Genomic DNA, 17,156 nt, shown 5'->3' with positions numbered 1-17,156 from the left:
TCTCTGGAAACTTACGAGAGCGTTACAGCTTCTCAGTCAATTCCGGTACGATCTTGAAGAGATCACCAACCAGACCAATGTCCGCGACCTGGAAAATCGGCGCATCTTCGTCCTTGTTGATTGCGATGATGGTCTTGCTGTCCTTCATCCCCGCAAGGTGCTGGATTGCGCCGGAAATGCCGACGGCGACATAGACTTCGGGAGCAACGATCTTGCCGGTTTGGCCGACCTGATAGTCGTTGGGAACGTAGCCCGCGTCTACCGCAGCACGCGAGGCGCCAACGGCCGCACCCAGCTTGTCCGCCAGTGGGTAGATGGTGCTCTCAAACGTGGGACCATCCTTCAGCGCACGGCCACCGGACACGATGATCTTGGCCGAGGTCAGTTCCGGGCGTTCCAGCTTCGCGATCTCTGCACCCACGAATGTCGAGGTGCCCGCATCGGCTGCGCCGCCGACGGTCTCGATCGTGCCGCTACCGCCTTCGATCGCAGCTTTCTCAAAGGCCGTCCCGCGAACGGTGATGATCTTCTTCGCGTCCTTTGACTTCACCGTTGCGATGGCATTGCCGGCATAGGTTGGACGCGTGAACGTATCCTCGCTCTCGACCGACAAAATGTCGCTGATCTGCATCACATCGAGCAGCGCAGCTACGCGCGGCGCGATGTTCTTGCCGTGGCTGGTGGCGGGCGCAAGGAACGCGTCATGATGGCCCATCAACTCCACGATCAACGGGGCGACGTTCTCCGCCAAGCCATGCTCAAGGCTCGCATCATCGGCGACATGGACCTTGCCCACACCAGCGATCTTCGCAGCCTGTTCGGCAACGCCACCAACATCCTTGCCCGCGACGAGCAGATGGACTTCGCCCAGCTTGGATGCGGCAGTGACAACCGCAAGCGTCGCATCCTTCAGCGCGCCAGCTTCATGTTCAACCCAAACGAGCGTCTTCATGCCGCCACTCCCATCGCCTTGAGTTTAGCCACCAGTTCATCGACATCGGCAACCTTGATCCCGGCCGAGCGCTTGGGCGGCTCGACGACTTTCAACGTTTCAAGGCGCGGCGTTATGTCCACGCCATAGTCCGCAGGCGTCTTCTGCGCGAGCGGCTTGGATTTCGCCTTCATGATGTTGGGTAGCGAGGCATAGCGCGGCTCGTTGAGGCGCAGGTCGGTCGTGACAATCGCGGGAAGTGACAACTTCACCGTCTCCAGACCACCATCGACTTCGCGCGTCACGCTGACGCTATCGCCTTCGACCCCGACCTTGGAGGCAAAGGTGCCCTGCGGACGGCCGAGGAGTGCAGCCAGCATCTGCCCGGTCTGATTGCTGTCGTCGTCGATTGCCTGCTTGCCCAGGATGATAAGGCCAGGCTGTTCTTCCTCGACAACTTTGGCGAGCAGCTTGGCAACGCCCAGCGGCTCTACTTCATCGTCGGTTTGGATCAGGATTGCACGGTCCGCGCCCATGGCAAGCGCGGTCCGCAAGGTTTCCTGGGCCTTGGCAACGCCGATGGAAATCGCGACGATCTCAGTTGCCGCGCCTTTTTCCCGCAGGCGGATTGCTTCTTCCACAGCGATCTCGTCGAACGGGTTCATCGACATCTTGACGTTCGCCAAATCGACACCCGTCCCATCCGCCTTCACACGCGGCTTCACATTATAATCAATTACCCGCTTCACGGGCACCAATATCTTCATCGATCGAGCCTCCAGCTATGCCTCTGCCTGGGGAGTTATGGCGTGCAGATGGTCTTTTTGCCTCATCAAAGCAAGAGAGTACGGCAAGGCGAATTGATTCATCGCCTCGCCGTAACGTCAATGTCTCAGGCGGCCTGCTTAACCTGCGCCACGATCTTCTTTGCTGCATCGCCCAGATCATCCGCGGATACGATGGCGAGTCCGGATGCGGCCAGAATGTCCTTACCCTGCTGCACGTTCGTGCCCTCCAGGCGCACGACGAGCGGCACGGACAGGTTCACTTCCTTCGCCGCCGCCACAATGCCATCCGCGATGATGTCACAGCGCATGATGCCACCGAAGATGTTGACGAGAATGCCCTTCACAGCCGGATCGGACAGGATGATCTTGAACGCCGCCGTCACCTTCTCCTTCGAAGCGCCGCCGCCGACGTCGAGGAAGTTCGCGGGGAACATGCCGTTCAGCTTGATGATATCCATCGTCGCCATGGCGAGGCCTGCGCCGTTCACCATGCAGCCGATGTCACCATCCAGCTTGATGTAGGCAAGGTCGTACTTCGACGCTTCGAGTTCGGCGGGATCTTCCTCGGTTTCGTCGCGCAGTTCCATCAAGTCCTTGTGGCGGAACAGTGCGTTGCCGTCGAAGCCGACCTTGGCATCGAGCACCAGCAGCTTGTCATCAGCGGTTTGCGCCAGCGGATTGATTTCGATCTGCTCGGCATCGGTGCCGAGGAATGCCGCATATAATGATTCCGCTACCTTGGCCGCCTGCTTGGCAAGATCGCCCGTCAGGTTCAGCGCCTTCGCGACGCTGCGGCCATGATGGGGCTGAAAACCGGATGCAGGATCGACGGCGAAGCTGTGGATTTTTTCGGGCGTCGAATGCGCGACTTCTTCGATGTCCATTCCACCTTCGGTCGACACAACGAACGCCACTCGGCCAGTTGCACGATCGACCAGCAGCGCAAGGTAATATTCCTTCGCGATATCCGCGCCATCAGTGATGTACAGGCGGTTGACTTGCTTGCCTGCGGGACCGGTCTGAATCGTCACGAGCGTGTTGCCCAGCATGTCGGTCGCTGCGGCCTTCACATCATCCAGCGTCTTGGCGAGACGTACGCCGCCCTTTGCGTCGGGGCCGAGTTCCTTGAACTTGCCCTTGCCGCGACCACCCGCATGGATCTGCGCCTTTACAACATAAAGCGGTCCGGGGAGCTTGCCCGCCGCTTCAACGGCTTCTTCGACGGTCAGCGCCGCATAGCCTGCGGGGACCGGAGCGCCGAATTTTGCCAGCAGTTCTTTGGCCTGATACTCATGGATGTTCATAGAAAAGCCGCCTCTGTCCGAAGTGAGAATTAAAGCTTGGTAGCCCTAAACCACAGCCCGGACAGTAAGGAAAGCATCACTTTGCAAGAGCACTTTGCAAAGTTGCAAAGTCGCTGCTTAGATGTCGAGCGCACACACCAACGCAGCTTTGCTCGTAACGCCAACGATCTCAGGGTCGTCCAGGGCGCGAACATCATCCAACAATTCATCTACCCTCATCTTGCCCGGTCCTCGACGCGCCACATGAGAAAGCGATTGCAGCTTGCGGAGTTGTCCAATGCTCAGCCGATCTGTCATGCGGGGCGCCATACAACCTGCCATTCGCGGTGAAAGGCCAGCCTTGATTAGACCAGCTTCCACGCGGTTCTGCGGCGTTGTGCACGCTGCTATCACCGTAAGTGATGTAAGGATGAGAACGCGGAGGGGTAGGGGACGAGACATCATGCCAATGAAGATGGCATCATCAACATGAATGACAGTTTTACAGCGGCGCCCGTCTGAATTGTGTGGCCTAATGAATGGCGGCCTCGCGGTTACCTATTCGATAGGCCTCTACGCGTTCACGATAGGCCCGAGCCAGTCCGAGGTGAGCGGCCCGACCCTCCGGCGATTTCGCCCGTTCCGCCTGAACGAGCGAGACCTGTTGTCTGTGTAAAAGATAATTCACGTCCATGACGATATCACTCCCTCTCCTATGGAACCGATATTCCAGCGTGGGAACGGCGACGCATTTTATAGCGCTCTTTTTATCCGTATGTTTTTACGGAACCACATAGGTATATCACGTCAGAACGAAGGAGTCTTAACGGCTTACCGTACAGGAGTTACGTTTCGCCGACTCTACGATAATATACGTGCTGCCGCAGACGCTGCTTCGCGAACCTCACGTTCAGCAGCCACGCGTTCGGCGCGGTCCGCCATGTCGGTCCAAGCAGCCATCGAGCGGAGACAGCGGTCGCGCACATTGTGCAATTGGGTGGCATCTGCATCAGCCTGCGCCTTGGCGGCTTGCTGGCGGCAGAAGTCGGAATGGCTCATGATGAATGTCCTCTATCTGGAGATTGGGGCCAAAGAGGGAAATAGGGCGACGATCCGCGCCACCATGGAAGCGGCGGCGGGCGGGGCATCTCTGCCACACATCCCGCCGCCGTATCCGTCAGCTTTTAGGCTGCCTGGAGATTGACCGCTGCGGTCTTGCCGCGCTTGTCGGGCTCCAGTTCATAGGACACGCGCTGGTTCTGGGTCAGCGTGTGCATGCCGGCTGCTTCAACCGCAGTGATGTGCACGAAAGCGTCATTGCCGCCGTCTTCGGGAGCAATGAAGCCATAGCCCTTGTCTGCGTTGAAGAATTTTACGGTGCCGATAGGCATAGGTAGTTCCTTTGGGTAGTCATACCCGCGCTTTGCCAATGCGATGGCGCGGGTCGATATGGTGCCGGAAAGTCGAATATGACAGCGCGTCGTCCGGCTCCGGCCGACGCGTCGAAAGAGTTGGCCATCAACCGCGCGACAATCTCGGCGCGCCAACGGCAAAATCGAAAAAGTGAGAAAAGCGCTTGAGGTCTTCCAGGAAGACGCTCCTCTTGACGGGCAAGCGGGAGCGCGTTCGGGTCTCTCGGCCGTATGAAGGCTTGCGGGCAGTTTCCATACGATGAAAGACGAATAGCACGGTTCGTCGCACGTGTCGCCTTTATTCGGTCAGCCGCCTGACGCAGGTGACGGACGTGGCAGTCAGCGACGCCGCGCCATGTAGAGTCCCGAGCGCACTACCGGGCCTTCGAGAACCTGGTTCTTCATCCGGCGACGCACATCGTCAGCGCCATCCGCCGTCAACAAGACTACGCGCGTGCCGCCCGACTCCAGCGGCTCGATGCTCGAAATGCGGATGTCGTGTTTGCCGCATAAGGTCGTGACGGTGTCGGTATCGGCGGAAAGGTTGATGGCGCGGCTCATGAGTATGTCCTTCGTGGCAGGCAGGCGGAGATACTTTGCATTCTCCCACCGCGGCATTCCCGTTGAACATTGGCGCGCGACTTGAGGACCATAGCAGCAATGCCTGCAAAAGTCGCCCCGGCATTTTGGCCACCTCTGAGAGGCGGGGAAAAGGGTGCGGCAGCGCTGCCACCGCACTCCTTTCCGGCATCACAAAGTTGTGCGCATCACTTCCGCTTTGCCAACCATGTCGCCAGTTCTGGCGCAACGCGGGCACGCGTTTCGCTCCGCGCCTTGATTGCGGCAATTGCGCGATCCACGACCTTGCGCGATTCTGGCGTCAGATATTGCGTTGCGAACGCGTCCAGCTTGGCCGCCATCGCCGGATCGGCGGAACCGCCACCCAACCGGGCAAGGGCCTGCGATCGTGCCGACACGTCAATAAGCGCGTTGTACTGCTCGCGATGCGCCAACACATAATCGACTGCTAACATGTCGTGAGCGGTGCCGACCGCAGCGATGATCGCCGCGCTCGTTGTTTTGCCCGGCTCATCGGTCAGTGCCAAGTCCAGGGCTTGCTGCCCCAGCTTCGGGTCTTTGGCATAACCTAATTGCGCGAAGAGTTGGCTCTTCTCCAGATCGGTCGGCGCGCTGTTGGCCATCTTGCGCAGCTGGTCCCAAGTCGCCTGATCCGCGTTGGCGGCGATGATCCGCAGCCATACATTCTTCAGGGGTCCGTTCAGCGCATCGGGGTTAGTCGCCAGCGCGGCAAAGCGCCGGTTGGCCTCCGCGACCACGGCCTTGTCGCCGACGGCACCAAGCGTTTCCACAAGGTTCTGGCGGAGCAACGGGATCTGGGCGTTCTCGCCAGCCTTCGCATCGTAGCCGATGCTGGTCAGGACTGGCGTCAGGCGTGCCGACGCGAAGGCTGATAGCTTGCCCTGCAAATCGGCCTGGCCCTCGGCCATCTCGTAGGTGGCCTCCCAATATCCAGGCACGGCCGACAGCACCGCAGGACTGGCATTGCTCGGCACCGCCGCGATCATGTCCAGCGGAAGGCTGATAGGTTGATAGTTGCCGATCGCCAGTGCCCAATTGTCGGCCATCAAGCCGAGCTGATCGATTGCGGGAAGCGTCGTGAACCCCTTTGTCAGCGCCTGCACATTCGTCGCCGGGTAAAGCGAGCGGTAGTAGCCCGATTGTCCGGCGTTGATGACGTAAGCGCCGCAGCCGGGCAAAGTGATCGTGCCGGTGCCGTTCAGGATCAGGCTTTGCTTCGCGCCACCAATGGTCTGCGCGCCAACCGGGACGTTCCAGCGGAGCGGCGTCTTGCCCTTGGCGTCGCGGCTATACTCGCTTTGGCTCAGCGTGAGTGTGGTTGAGCCGCCTTTGCATTGTGCGTTCTCTACCTTCACCAGCGGAATGCCCGGCTGCGTGGTGAAGTCGTGCGCAATGGCAACCAGCCCCTTCGCGCCTGCGCCTTCGACGGCGCGCCAGAGATCGTCGGTCTGCGTGTTCCCATAGGCGTGAGCCTTCATGTAATCTCGGATGCCCGTGCGCCACACATCCTCACCCGCAAAAGCCTCCAGCATAGAGATGACCGCCTCTCCCTTTTCGTAGGTGATGGAGTCGAATGCCTGATTGACCTGATCCACCGTCGTGATCTTCTGCACGACGGGATGCGTCGTGGTGAATGCGTCGAGGCTCATCGCGCTTTCCTTGTTGCCGACGCGATTGAGCAGCATCTCCCATTGCGGCTTCAACTTGTCGGTCACTTTCGTCGCCATCCAGCTTGCGAAGCCCTCGTTCAGCCAAAGGTCGTCCCACCACGCCATCGTCACCAGATCGCCGAACCACTGATGCGCCATTTCATGCGCGACGGTTTCGTAGATGCGGCGTGTCGTCGCTTCGGACGTGAATTTGGGATCTACCAGCAGCGCGCGTTCGAAAGTGAAGATCGCGCCCCAATTCTCCATCGCAGAGAAGAACTGGCTCTGCCCCGGCCCAGCCACGTTATCCAGCTTCGGCAGTGGGAAGGGCGTGCCGAAATAGTCGTTATAATAGGGCAGGATCTCGGCCGCGCCATCCAGCGCCAGTTGCGCCTTTCCGGTGTTGCCCTTGCCAGTGATCACGCCGATCTCGGTCGCGCCGGCCATCTTGGTGGCGCGGTCCAGTTCGCCGAGGCCGAAGAACAGCAGATAGGATGACATCTTCGGCGAAGTGCCGAACGTCACCTGCGTCAGACCCTTGCCCAAATCCTTGCGCGCCTTCACCGGCATATTGCCGACCGCGAGTTGATCGGAGGGCACGATTGCGGTCAGGTCGAAGGTCGCCTTGTAGCTCGGCTCATCCCAGCTTGGTACGAAGCGGCGTGCGTCGGGCGCTTCGAACTGCGTGAACAGGGCGCGCTTCGCCTTGCCCGCGTTGTCGGTGTAATCGAGGGCGAACAGGCCGTTCGCCTGCGTATTGATGATGCCGGTATAATCGATCGACAGCACATATTGACCGGGCGTTAGTGCTTTCGCGAACTTCAGCGTCGCGGTTTGCGCATCGGCATTGATTGCCGCGGTGCCGTTGATCGCTTTGCCGCCGGCGGCCGCGATGGAGACGTTGCCGATTGTGAGGTCCGCCGCGTTGAGCGTGATGTTATTGCTCGGACTGGACAGCGTTACGTCGATGGCGACCTTGCCCGCGAATTTCAGGTTGGAGGCGTCTGGCGTGACCGTGATCGCGTAGTGCGTCGGCACGATTCCGCGAGGCAGTTGCGTCGTCACATTGGCGGCGGGGCCGCTTGATGGCGTGGGGGCGGGAGCAGTCTGGGCGGACGCGCTGACGGAAAGGGCGAGCGGCGCGGCTGTCATGCACAGCGAGCGCAGAAGGGAATGCAGAGCCATGGAGGTATCCTCGGAATGGATGAGCGCGGATGCGCCTGATACCAACGGGTTCCTGCTTTTCGATCCTTTCGTCAAGTCACAACATTATAACAATCTTCGGGACGGGGAGCCGACCGCGTTCAGCGGCGGCTCTCCATTCGAGCGGCATCACCGGCTGGAGGCGAGTTGTCCCGCTGCGGCCAGACGGCGCTGTTCCGCCATGTGGTTATATCCGTGGCAGGTCGTCGCTTTGCTCGACTCATGGTGGCACTTGATTGTCCGCGAGTGGCGCTCGGCGGAAGGGTTCTTCTGCGCTTCGGTGACGGCGGGGCGGATGCGGGTATCGGCGGGGCCTTTTGCCGATACGGAGACCGGGACTGCCGCGATGGCGATGGCGCAAAGAAGGGGCAAGCGAATAGACATAATCGTCTCCTGAACAAAGCCGCGCGGCGCGGCGACTGTCAGGAAATAGGAAGCTGGTGTTGCGCAACCTCCGCGCGATTGTAAGAAAATATGTCTGTGGCGTTGCTCGGCGACAGACGCCGCAACCTGTTATTAAACACGAGTCAGCGATAGAGTGGGCCATGTTTGCACCCGGCGATCCCGTTCCCACTCTCTATGCCCGCGGCATCGGCAATCCGCGCTATGCGTTCGATAGCGTCGCGGGGCGGTACGTCGTCGTCAGCTTCATCGCCAGTTCGCGCGTGCCGGGCGTCGACGCTTTCCTGCAACAGCTTTACAGCGCGGCGGGGCCGTTCGACGACAGCTTCGCCAGCATCTTCCTGGTCTCCAGCGATCCGCAGGACGAGGCGGACAAGCGCCTTGTCGATCGCTATCCCGGCATCCGCATATTCTGGGACCATGATGGCGCGCTGGCCCGGACGTTCGGGTGCCTTGGGGAAGACGGGCAGCGGTTGTCGCTCACGAGCTGGATACTCGATCCGGCGCTTCGCGTGCTGGCCGTCCTGCCCATCGAAGACCCGGCGACGCACCATGCCCGGCTCTGCGCGGAACTCGCCCCCCTGGCTAATCCCGCGCAGGACATGCAGAGCGCGGCCCCCGTGCTCCAGATCCCCAACCTGCTGGAGCCGGAGCTGTGCCGCGATTATATCGCCTATTGCGAGGCGAGCGGGCCGCAGGACAGCGGCTATATGAAGACCGACCCGGCGAGCGGCAACACGATCATGGTCGTCGACCACAGCCACAAGCGGCGCAGCGACTGCCTGATCGAGGACGACGCGTTGCGCAACGCGTTGCAGGCGCGGATCATGCGGCGGCTGGTGCCGCAGATCCAGCGCGCGTTCCAGTTTCAGGTGACGCGGATGGAGCGTTATCTGATCGCGCGGTACGATGCGGACAGCGGCGGCTACTTCCGCCCGCACAAGGACAATACGACGCTGGGCACCGCGCATCGCCGCTTTGCCGTGTCGATCAACCTCAACGCCGGGGACTATGACGGCGGCGACCTGCGCTTCCCCGAGTTCGGGATGCGGACCTATCGCCCGCCGACCGGCGGGGCGGTGGTTTTCTCCTGCTCCCTGCTGCACGAGGCGACGCCGGTCACGCGGGGATCACGCTATTGCATCCTGCCCTTCCTCTACGATGAAGCCGCCGCCGCGATCCGCCTGGAGAATGCGCAATATCTGGCGGATGCGGAATTGCGGAAGAATGTAGTGGCGTCGGTGATGGCCAGGCCGAAGCGGAAGGCTGCGCCGGGCAGGGCTGGGGCAGTCAGGGCGGCGTCGGGCAAGCGGACGGCGAAGCAGCGATAAGGCGGATCGCGGCGCGGCGGGCGCCCGGCCCGGAGGCCCGATTATGTCTGGAAGGTCACGAAAGTCACGCTACGTCACCCCCAGTGGCTCCCCGGCGGCCCTTGCGGCGGAGAGGGTCCGCGCGCCCGCGAGCGTCATGCAGCGCTGTCCTGCGCATTGCGTGGCAGCGTGGGGCGCGTGAAACGAAACCGAATTTTCCATGCCGCGCGCTCCCTTGTTTCCCATAGTCTTGAGGCCAGCCAGAGCGTCCCCGCCCAAGGATAGTGTCGCAGCGCTTCAAGGGGCGCTGCGGCCCGCAATGCCTTGGGGCATGAATTCGCCAATGCACAGGTGCAGCCGGGAACCATCTGGCTGTGCGATCCGGCCGCATTGGTGCGGCAGCATCGACAAGGGACTTGGCGCGGACTGCGTGCAGGGCTTTCAGCCTGAGACACGCGCGAGGGTGTAGCGCAGGGGGTGGGGTGTAGGACAGGAGGATTTGGGCCGTTGCCGACCGATCACCACGTGCCGTCGCGGTCTCGTAAGCTGTCCTTCGCTTGAGAAGCGCTGCGCCAGATACCGAGTAAAAGGCGGCCAAGCGCTCGCATCGTGTTCGGACCGAAACAATTTTCTTGCAATCCTTGTACGTTTTGTCGTTGCTGCTCATGAACAATAATTTGGACTTTAGATGGCAACCCTTCCCTACGTAACCTCCCCTGGCAACATTGACCGCGCGCTGATCGGGATCAAGCAAGCCGCAGTGCCGGAAAAAGTAAGCCAGGATTTTGTGAAAACGATCTTGAAGGTTCCTGGAGGATCTGGCGACCAGATGACCTCGTTCCTAAAGAAAATCGGATTTACGAGTGCGGACGGCTCGCCCAGTGAGATATACAAGAAATTTCGAAATCCCGCTCAGTCCGGAGCGGCGGTCGCTGCGTCAATTCGCATCGCCTACGCACCTTTGTATCTTCGCAACGAGTTCATGCACGAACTCTCAGACGACGCTCTTTTAGGTCTGGTGACGGAAGAAACAGGTCAAGCGCACGACGCGGGTCCCGTCAAGATGGTCTGCGCTTGCATCAAGCACCTGAAGACCTTCGCGAACTTCTCGCCGTTAATCGAACCGGCACCTTCAGGGCCAGCGCCAATACCAGTCTATGACAAGCCCACGCAGCCTTCTGCCGAGACTCCAATCTCACCACAGTCGTTCGGGTTGAACCTCGGTTATACAATAAACTTGAATCTTCCGGCGACCTCGGACCCGGAGGTATTCAATGCGATCTTCAAGAGCCTGAAGGAGCACCTGTTGAGACCCTCCGATGCCTAGTCGTCCTGACGGTCTGATTCGCGCGTTTGGGATGAGCGGTCTTCAGATCGCCTCGGACATGTCGCGGATCGAGCAAGCGTTCGGGGTGGATTTAGGATGGGAGCCGCGCCGTGCGAAAGGCCGAAAGGCCGCCGAGTACGAACAGTTCGAAGCCGCGCTTCGCTCAGAAGCATCTCGCATGTCAGAATTTTACGAGATCTTCTATTGTCTTGAAAACTCTATCAGGCGCCTTGTGTCGGACATCATGTTCGAGGCGGAAGGAGCGGACTGGTGGCAAAGCGATCGCGTCGACGAGAAACGCATCCGTGATCAAGTCTCGCCTCGTCATAGGAAGGAGGTCGACAGCGGCATTACGCCGCGATCGGACGATCTGATAGATTATACTACCTTTGGCGAGCTATCGCAGATCATAACGGACAATTGGGAGTTGTTCGAACCCGTCTTTAATTCCAAGTCTGCTGTCAGTAACGTCTCGAATCAGCTAAACCTGCTTCGTGGGCCTATCGCACACTGCAATCCTACCGACGAGCTTGAGCAAGACCGCCTTAATTTGGCAGTCCGCTCATGGTTTCGCCTGATGTCATGACTAGGACTTAGAATAGGCGGCAATTGCCTCGAGCATGAGGAGCTTTGGTTAGTTGAGCGACCGTTCCTCTCACATAAAAATGGAGCCTGCCGGTCCGCTCCCGGCCAGTCGTCCCCCCTCGACACCCCGCACCCTTTCGCCATAGTGTCGTAAAGGCGCGCTAGGGGGTTGGGGGGCGTGCTTTGATCGCCTGTCGGGACGGACCATGACTCATCGCTTTACGCGCCGATCGCTTCTGGGAACGCTGGCCGCAGGGTCGGGGCTGCTGGCGGCGCCGGCTATCCTGCGCGCGCAGCAGTTGTTTGTGGCCGATCCCTTTTCGCTGGGCGTGGCGGCGGGCGATCCGGTGGCGGATGGCTTCGTGATCTGGACGCGGCTGTGCCCCGATCCGATGGACGCGCATGGCGGCATGCCGATGGCGCCGGTCGCGGTGGACTGGGAAGTCGCCTCCGACATGGCGATGCGCGATATCGTGGCGAAGGGCACGGAACTGGCGCGACCCGAACTGGCGCACAGCGTCCATGTCGAAGTGGCGGGCCTGAAACCCGCGCGGCCATACTGGTATCGCTTTCGGGTGGGCGCGGAGAAATCGATGCGGGGCCAGGCGATGACGCTGCCTCTGCCGGGCGCGGCGGTCGACCGGGTGCGCTTTGCGGTGGCGGGCTGCCAGCATTATCAGGAGGGCTATTATACGGCCTTCCGGCATCTGGCGGACGAGGACGCGGCGTTCGTGTTCCACTATGGCGATTATATTTACGAAGATCGCGGCAATGGGATGAAGTACGACTATGACGGCAGCGAGCGTCATTTCGTGCGTCGGCATTGGGGGCAAGCGACCTTCACGTTGGACGATTATCGCCGCCGCTACACGCAGACGAAGCTCGACACCGATTTGCAGGACGCGCATGCCGCCGCCGCGTGGTTCGTGACGCCGGACGATCATGAGGTGGAGGACAACTGGGTCGGCCTCGACAGCAAGTACAAGGTGCCGCCCGAGGTGTTCGCGCTGCGCCGGGCGGCGGCGTTTCAGGCGTTTTACGAACATATGCCGCTGCGCAAATCGGCGTTTCCGGGCGCTAGCGGCATGCAGGTGTATCGGCGGGCGCTGTACGGCAATCTGCTCGACCTGCATTTCCTGGACACGCGGCAGTTCCGCAGCGACCAGCCGTGCGGGGACGGGTTTGTGGCCGTCTGCGCGGGGGTGGGGGACGTAAAGGCGCAGGTGCTGGGCGCGGCGCAGGAGGCGTGGCTGGACGGGAACCTGCGGCAGAAGGCGGGGCGGTGGAACGCCATCGCGCAACAGGTGATGATGATGCCGCTCGACCGGCGGTTGGGGGAGCAACCGGTGGAGACGCGCAACATGGATAGCTGGGGCGGCTATGATGCTCCGCGCGAACGGTTGCTCTCGCGGTTTGCGGGGCTAGGCAATGTGGTGGTGCTGACCGGGGACGAGCATCAGAATTTCGCGGGGGAATTGCGGCGCGGGAAGGGGGAGGGTGATGCTGTTGCAGTGGAGTTCGTCGCGACGTCGATCACCTCCGGCGGCGATGGCGCGGACAAGCGAGCGGGGGCGGAGCGAGTGAAGGCGCGCAATCCGTTCCTCAAATATTCGGGCGACCGGCGCGGCTATTTGATGTGCGACGTGACGCCCGCCGATTGGCAGACGCAGTGCCGGACGGTGCCGATGATAACCCAGCCCGGCGCGCCGATCTCTACCGCGGCGACGATCACCGTGGAGCACGGGCGACCCGCGCTCAACATCGCAAGCTGAGCGTGAAGTTGACGGTAAAAACCGGTCTTCAACGAAACCGCATTCGGGTTGCGCTTGTTAAGTCGGCGTCATAAGTGCCCCTGCAAAGGAGACCGATCCCATGAAGAACATCACCCTGACCTTTACCGAAGACGAAGCCGAAATCCTGGTCGACGCGCTTGAGACGGACCTTGAGGGATATAATGACTCGGCGAAGGACGCACGGGCCAACGGCAACCGGGCGGATGTCATCACCTTTTCGGAAGCCGCCGCGCGCATCACCGCCGTCCGCGACCGGGTGCGCAAGGCGATCGACGGCTGAAATCGAGCCTCACCTTCACTGTATGGATGATGCCCTACTCGCGGGGCGGCGAATGATGTAGGCTCTCGTCATGACCATAAAGCTCGACGACTATGAGACCGGCGCCAAGTTCACGGGCGACTATGAAACCGAACTTGCCGCGCTTCAGGAGCGCTTGGCCAAGGTGCAGGTGGCGCATATCGTCCACGGCAAGCGGAGCGTCATTCTGTTCGAGGGATGGGACGCGGCGGGTAAGGGCGGCATCATCCAGCGGATGGCGGCGGAGTGGGACCCGCGATACTTCCACGTCTGGCCGATCTCCGCACCGACCGAGGAAGAGCGCGACCACCATTATCTGTGGCACTTCTGGAACCGGCTCCCCGCCAGCCGCAACATCGCGATCTTCGACCGCAGTTGGTACGGCCGCGTGCTGGTCGAGCGAGTCGAGGGTTTCTGCAGCAAGGCGGAGTGGAAGCGGTCCTTTGGCGAGATCAACGATTTCGAGGCGCAGCAGGTCAATTCGGGCACGAACATCGTCAAGCTGTTCATCCACATCACGCAGGAAACGCAGGACAAGCAGCTTGCCGAGCGGCTGGATACGCCGTGGAAGCGATGGAAGACGGGCGAGGACGATTACCGCAACCGGAACAAGCGGGCGGAGTATCTCGCGGCCATGCACGACATGTTCAAGAAGACTGATACCGAGCATGCGCCGTGGAAGGTAGTCGACAATAACAGCCGCAAGGCCGGGAGGATCGCGGCGCTGACCTATGTCGCGGATACGCTGGAGAAGCTGGTGCCGATGGATATGCCCGAGGTCGATCCGGCTGTGGTGGCGCTCGCCAGGCAAGCGTTTGGGTATAAGCCCAAGAAGATGAGTTAAGCTTCGGGGTAGCTGATCGCCAGGACTTCATATTCCTTCTCGCCAGCGGGGAGCATGACCTTGCGGACGTCGCCGACGGCGGCGGAGCGGAGCGCGCGGGCGAGGGGTGCGCCCCAGCCGATGCGGCCCTGATCGGTGTCGGTTTCGTCATTGCCGATGATGGTAACGGTGCGGTGGTTGTCGTCTTCGTCGGCGATCGTGACGGTCGCGCCGAAATAGACGCGGCTCTTGTCGGGCTGTTGCGACGGATCGATGACCTTGGCGTCCTTCATCTTCTTGGACAAGCGGCGCAGTTGTCCGTCGATCTCCCGCATGCGCTTGCGGCCGTAGAGATAGTCGCCGTTTTCGGAGCGGTCGCCGTTGCCCGCCGCCCAGCTTACGACTTCGACGATGCGGGGGCGTTCGACGCCGAGAAGCTGGTCGTATTCGGCGCGCAGGGCGGCGTAGCCTTGCGGCGTGATGTAGTTGGGATGGGGCGTCATTGGTGCTTGTACCGTTCAGGTTCTGCGAAATCGAGGTGCTTTGCCGAGCGGACGAGAAATGGCTTCGTCTTCGCTCAGCTTTGCCCTTCGACTTCGCTCAGGGCGAACGGGGTTTGGCGCTATCCGGGCGTGTTCTTGCCCAGATAGCGGCTGAGCGGCGCGGTGGTCCCCTTGAACCGGGCCTGCGAGGGATTGATCGCGTCATAGACGACGGCGTTTTCCAGCACGCGCTGGACGTAGCTGCGCGTTTCGTAAATCGGGATCATCTCGATCCAGCGGAGCATGTCCGATCCGCCCATGCGGGGGTCGCCGTTGGCGCGAATCCATTTGTTCACGTTGCCGGGACCAGCGTTGTAGGCGGCGACGGCGAGGGGATAGCTGCCGCCATAATAATCGAGCATCTTCTGGAAGTAGGTGCTGCCAAGCTGAATATTATAGCTGGGATCGGTGGTGAGGGCGGACATGTTGTAGCCAAGGCCGATCTTGCCCGCTGTCTCGCGCGCGGTGCCGGGCATGAGTTGCATGAGGCCGCGTGCGCCCGCGTGGCTGACGGCGGCGCGGTCGAACTGGCTCTCCTGACGCGCAATGGCGTGGATCATCGTCCAGTTGGATTGATGGCCGGATGGGACGGGCACGCTGGGGAAGCTGGCGCGGCCATAGCCGGACAGGCCGTCCGATACAGCACGACGTCCAACCATGACGCCCAGGTCAGGACGGCCCAATGTGAGGGCGAGTTCGGCGGAGAGGAGATGGCTCTGCTGATCGTCGGCGCTGGCGGCTATGGCGCGGACGAATTTGCTCTGGTCTTCCCAATAGCCCATTTTCCCCAGTGCTCGCGCGGCGCGCACGACGCTGCGGCTGGCGAAGGCGGCGCGATCCGCTTCGGTGACGGCGGTCATCACGGCGGGTGCTGGCGCGGGTACGGGGCGGCCGAGCCGTTCCAGGGACAACTGGCCGTAGAACTGATCGGGGTAGGCGGCGGCTTGCTGGAAGAAGGCGTTGGCTCCGGCAGGATCGCCGCTGGCGAGGGCGGCGCGGCCTGCCCAGTAGAAGCCTTTGGAGATCGTCTGCGGGGAGCGGGCTGCGGTGGCGTAGCGCTGGAACATGCCGATCGCGTCGCGCGGGCGGCCGAGATTGTAGAAGGCGGTGGTGCCTGCAAGCCAAGTGAGGCTCGTGTAATCGTCACGCTCGCCGATGCTGCGGTCGCGGACGGCTATCCCAGCGGGGTACGCGTCATCGACCTTGCTGGCGATGCCCCATGCGTAGCTCCACTGGCTGTCGTTCGCCGCCGCGCGGGCGTTGGTAAGCAGCGTTTCGTACCACTTTTCCGGGTCGCCGGGCGGGGTCGAAAGCGTCTGGCGCTGCGAAAGTAATGTGCGCGCCGCGATGCTGTTGCCGCTGTCGCGCAACCATGTGGCCTTGTCGTTGAGGAAGCCCGGATCGCTGGCGCCATAGGCCTCGGCGGCCTGCATCTGCGCCATGGCGTCAGGCGCCTTGCGCTGGAGCGCTATCCGCGCGGCGAAAACCGGGCGGCGGGCAGGCGAGGTGTAGGCGAGGATGCGCTCCGCCCCGGCATTGGCGCGGGCGAAGAGCAGTACGTCGGCACGCTTGTCGTAATCGGCGGTCGAGAAATTGCTGCCGAACAGCGACATCAATTGCGCTTCGTCCTGCGGAGAAAGCGCGCCCGTCGTCCATGCGGTTTTCGCCGCGACCTTCGCTTCCGCCATGCGGCCGATGGCCGAAAGCGCGACGGCATTGCGGGCGTGACCCACGGCGGTCCGGGCGGGGAAGCGGGCGAAGAAGGCCACGACCTGATTGGGTTCGTAGGCATTGGGGTTGATCGACGTTTCCGCCAGCCGCCGCATCCGGTCCTCGCCCGGCCAATCAGGATAGGTCGTGATGAAGCTGGCGTAGGAGGAGAAGCCGAGGCCGTCGCTCTGTTGCAGGCGCCGCCATTCGTTGATCGCGCCGACGATCTGCGTATCCTGCGACACGCCGACTTGTGCGCGCGCGGCATCCCAGCCGCTCGATCCGGGGATCGGCTGCACCATGGCGGGCTGCGCAGACGCGGGCTGCTGCATCGACGGCGGCAGGAGCTGCGTCGGTGCTTCGGTTTGCGCGCTGGCTGCGGCGGTGGACGACAGAAGGACAATGAGAGCGGTCCGGAAGAAGCGATTGCGGACCTGGGGCGTTGACGTGACCATGCTGGACATTATGGGGGCAGGTTCCTTATCAGGCGCTGAATACCG

The 17,156-nt window shown here is 61.6% G+C and carries 17 protein-coding genes; 7 read left to right on the top strand and 10 right to left on the bottom strand.

What is annotated here, in order from left to right:
* Positions 1 to 22 precede the first annotated feature (22 nt).
* From C1T17_RS14150 to C1T17_RS14115, 8 genes are all read right to left on the bottom strand, one after another.
* The gene (locus tag C1T17_RS14150; protein ID WP_104953999.1) at positions 23 to 952 is read right to left on the bottom strand and encodes an electron transfer flavoprotein subunit alpha/FixB family protein; all 930 of its coding nucleotides are present in this window, start codon (positions 950 to 952) and stop codon (positions 23 to 25) included.
* The gene (locus tag C1T17_RS14145; protein WP_104953998.1) at positions 949 to 1,698 is read right to left on the bottom strand and encodes an electron transfer flavoprotein subunit beta/FixA family protein; all 750 of its coding nucleotides are present in this window, start codon (positions 1,696 to 1,698) and stop codon (positions 949 to 951) included. Before C1T17_RS14145 ends, C1T17_RS14150 begins: the two co-directional genes overlap by 4 nt.
* A 125-nt stretch (positions 1,699 to 1,823) precedes the next feature.
* Positions 1,824 to 3,023 (bottom strand): ADP-forming succinate--CoA ligase subunit beta, encoded by a 1,200-nt coding sequence (sucC, locus tag C1T17_RS14140; RefSeq protein ID WP_104953997.1) that lies wholly within the window; start codon positions 3,021 to 3,023, stop codon positions 1,824 to 1,826.
* A 117-nt stretch (positions 3,024 to 3,140) separates the two neighbouring features.
* A complete protein-coding gene (locus tag C1T17_RS21995) occupies positions 3,141 to 3,320 on the bottom strand; it encodes a hypothetical protein (protein ID WP_317617052.1) in 180 nt (59 codons plus the stop codon).
* Between the two features lie 543 nt (positions 3,321 to 3,863).
* The gene (locus tag C1T17_RS14130) at positions 3,864 to 4,061 is read right to left on the bottom strand and encodes a hypothetical protein (RefSeq protein WP_104953995.1); all 198 of its coding nucleotides are present in this window, start codon (positions 4,059 to 4,061) and stop codon (positions 3,864 to 3,866) included.
* 125 nt (positions 4,062 to 4,186) lie between these two features.
* Positions 4,187 to 4,393: a cold-shock protein gene (locus tag C1T17_RS14125; protein ID WP_104953994.1), complete on the bottom strand. Its 207-nt coding sequence runs from the start codon at positions 4,391 to 4,393 to the stop codon at positions 4,187 to 4,189.
* 360 nt (positions 4,394 to 4,753) lie between these two features.
* A complete protein-coding gene (locus tag C1T17_RS14120) occupies positions 4,754 to 4,975 on the bottom strand; it encodes a hypothetical protein (RefSeq protein ID WP_104955239.1) in 222 nt (73 codons plus the stop codon).
* Between the two features lie 206 nt (positions 4,976 to 5,181).
* On the bottom strand, positions 5,182 to 7,848 hold the full coding sequence (locus C1T17_RS14115; protein WP_104953993.1) for a M1 family metallopeptidase: 2,667 nt from the start codon (positions 7,846 to 7,848) through the stop codon (positions 5,182 to 5,184).
* On the opposite strand from C1T17_RS14115, the gene C1T17_RS14110 reads away from it, so the two are divergent.
* From C1T17_RS14110 to C1T17_RS14080, 7 genes are all read left to right on the top strand, one after another.
* The gene (locus C1T17_RS14110) at positions 7,847 to 8,263 is read left to right on the top strand and encodes a hypothetical protein (RefSeq protein ID WP_104953992.1); all 417 of its coding nucleotides are present in this window, start codon (positions 7,847 to 7,849) and stop codon (positions 8,261 to 8,263) included. The two genes, C1T17_RS14115 and C1T17_RS14110, sit on opposite strands and share 2 nt — an antisense overlap.
* A gap of 148 nt (positions 8,264 to 8,411) precedes the next feature.
* On the top strand, positions 8,412 to 9,599 hold the full coding sequence (locus tag C1T17_RS14105) for a 2OG-Fe(II) oxygenase (protein WP_104953991.1): 1,188 nt from the start codon (positions 8,412 to 8,414) through the stop codon (positions 9,597 to 9,599).
* A 667-nt stretch (positions 9,600 to 10,266) separates the two neighbouring features.
* A complete protein-coding gene (locus C1T17_RS14100; RefSeq protein ID WP_104953990.1) occupies positions 10,267 to 10,905 on the top strand; it encodes a DUF5343 domain-containing protein in 639 nt (212 codons plus the stop codon).
* 31 nt (positions 10,906 to 10,936) lie between these two features.
* A complete protein-coding gene (locus C1T17_RS14095) occupies positions 10,937 to 11,491 on the top strand; it encodes a Swt1 family HEPN domain-containing protein (RefSeq protein WP_145959009.1) in 555 nt (184 codons plus the stop codon).
* Between the two features lie 205 nt (positions 11,492 to 11,696).
* Positions 11,697 to 13,262, top strand: coding sequence for an alkaline phosphatase D family protein (locus tag C1T17_RS14090; RefSeq protein WP_104953988.1), 1,566 nt, complete (start codon positions 11,697 to 11,699; stop codon positions 13,260 to 13,262).
* 100 nt (positions 13,263 to 13,362) lie between these two features.
* A complete protein-coding gene (locus tag C1T17_RS14085) occupies positions 13,363 to 13,563 on the top strand; it encodes a hypothetical protein (RefSeq protein WP_104953987.1) in 201 nt (66 codons plus the stop codon).
* A 70-nt stretch (positions 13,564 to 13,633) separates the two neighbouring features.
* A complete protein-coding gene (locus tag C1T17_RS14080) occupies positions 13,634 to 14,425 on the top strand; it encodes a polyphosphate kinase 2 family protein (RefSeq protein WP_104953986.1) in 792 nt (263 codons plus the stop codon).
* Here C1T17_RS14080 and greB read toward each other — a convergent pair.
* Both greB and C1T17_RS14070 read right to left on the bottom strand, forming a co-directional pair.
* On the bottom strand, positions 14,422 to 14,907 hold the full coding sequence (gene greB, locus C1T17_RS14075; protein WP_104953985.1) for a transcription elongation factor GreB: 486 nt from the start codon (positions 14,905 to 14,907) through the stop codon (positions 14,422 to 14,424). The two genes, C1T17_RS14080 and greB, sit on opposite strands and share 4 nt — an antisense overlap.
* A gap of 119 nt (positions 14,908 to 15,026) precedes the next feature.
* A complete protein-coding gene (locus tag C1T17_RS14070; RefSeq protein ID WP_104953984.1) occupies positions 15,027 to 17,120 on the bottom strand; it encodes a lytic transglycosylase domain-containing protein in 2,094 nt (697 codons plus the stop codon).
* Positions 17,121 to 17,156: the final 36 nt, after the last annotated feature.

The sequence above is a fragment of the Sphingobium sp. SCG-1 genome (assembly GCF_002953135.1).
Classification (GTDB): Bacteria; Pseudomonadota; Alphaproteobacteria; order Sphingomonadales; family Sphingomonadaceae; genus Sphingobium.
This window is presented reverse-complemented; position numbering and strand designations above follow the sequence as displayed.

What these genes read in the sequence shown, in the direction of transcription:
- C1T17_RS14150 (WP_104953999.1), bottom strand. Translation starts at nt 952, where the DNA reads ATGAAGACGCTCGTTTGGGTTGAACATGAAGCTGGCGCGCTGAAGGAT.
- C1T17_RS14145 (WP_104953998.1), bottom strand. Translation starts at nt 1,698, where the DNA reads ATGAAGATATTGGTGCCCGTGAAGCGGGTAATTGATTATAATGTGAAG.
- sucC (WP_104953997.1), bottom strand. Translation starts at nt 3,023, where the DNA reads ATGAACATCCATGAGTATCAGGCCAAAGAACTGCTGGCAAAATTCGGC.
- C1T17_RS21995 (WP_317617052.1), bottom strand. Translation starts at nt 3,320, where the DNA reads ATGACAGATCGGCTGAGCATTGGACAACTCCGCAAGCTGCAATCGCTT.
- C1T17_RS14130 (WP_104953995.1), bottom strand. Translation starts at nt 4,061, where the DNA reads ATGAGCCATTCCGACTTCTGCCGCCAGCAAGCCGCCAAGGCGCAGGCT.
- C1T17_RS14125 (WP_104953994.1), bottom strand. Translation starts at nt 4,393, where the DNA reads ATGCCTATCGGCACCGTAAAATTCTTCAACGCAGACAAGGGCTATGGC.
- C1T17_RS14120 (WP_104955239.1), bottom strand. Translation starts at nt 4,975, where the DNA reads ATGAGCCGCGCCATCAACCTTTCCGCCGATACCGACACCGTCACGACC.
- C1T17_RS14110 (WP_104953992.1), top strand. Translation starts at nt 7,847, where the DNA reads ATGGAGGTATCCTCGGAATGGATGAGCGCGGATGCGCCTGATACCAAC.
- C1T17_RS14115 (WP_104953993.1), bottom strand. Translation starts at nt 7,848, where the DNA reads ATGGCTCTGCATTCCCTTCTGCGCTCGCTGTGCATGACAGCCGCGCCG.
- C1T17_RS14105 (WP_104953991.1), top strand. Translation starts at nt 8,412, where the DNA reads ATGTTTGCACCCGGCGATCCCGTTCCCACTCTCTATGCCCGCGGCATC.
- C1T17_RS14100 (WP_104953990.1), top strand. Translation starts at nt 10,267, where the DNA reads ATGGCAACCCTTCCCTACGTAACCTCCCCTGGCAACATTGACCGCGCG.
- C1T17_RS14095 (WP_145959009.1), top strand. Translation starts at nt 10,937, where the DNA reads ATGAGCGGTCTTCAGATCGCCTCGGACATGTCGCGGATCGAGCAAGCG.
- C1T17_RS14090 (WP_104953988.1), top strand. Translation starts at nt 11,697, where the DNA reads ATGACTCATCGCTTTACGCGCCGATCGCTTCTGGGAACGCTGGCCGCA.
- C1T17_RS14085 (WP_104953987.1), top strand. Translation starts at nt 13,363, where the DNA reads ATGAAGAACATCACCCTGACCTTTACCGAAGACGAAGCCGAAATCCTG.
- C1T17_RS14080 (WP_104953986.1), top strand. Translation starts at nt 13,634, where the DNA reads ATGACCATAAAGCTCGACGACTATGAGACCGGCGCCAAGTTCACGGGC.
- greB (WP_104953985.1), bottom strand. Translation starts at nt 14,907, where the DNA reads ATGACGCCCCATCCCAACTACATCACGCCGCAAGGCTACGCCGCCCTG.
- C1T17_RS14070 (WP_104953984.1), bottom strand. Translation starts at nt 17,120, where the DNA reads ATGTCCAGCATGGTCACGTCAACGCCCCAGGTCCGCAATCGCTTCTTC.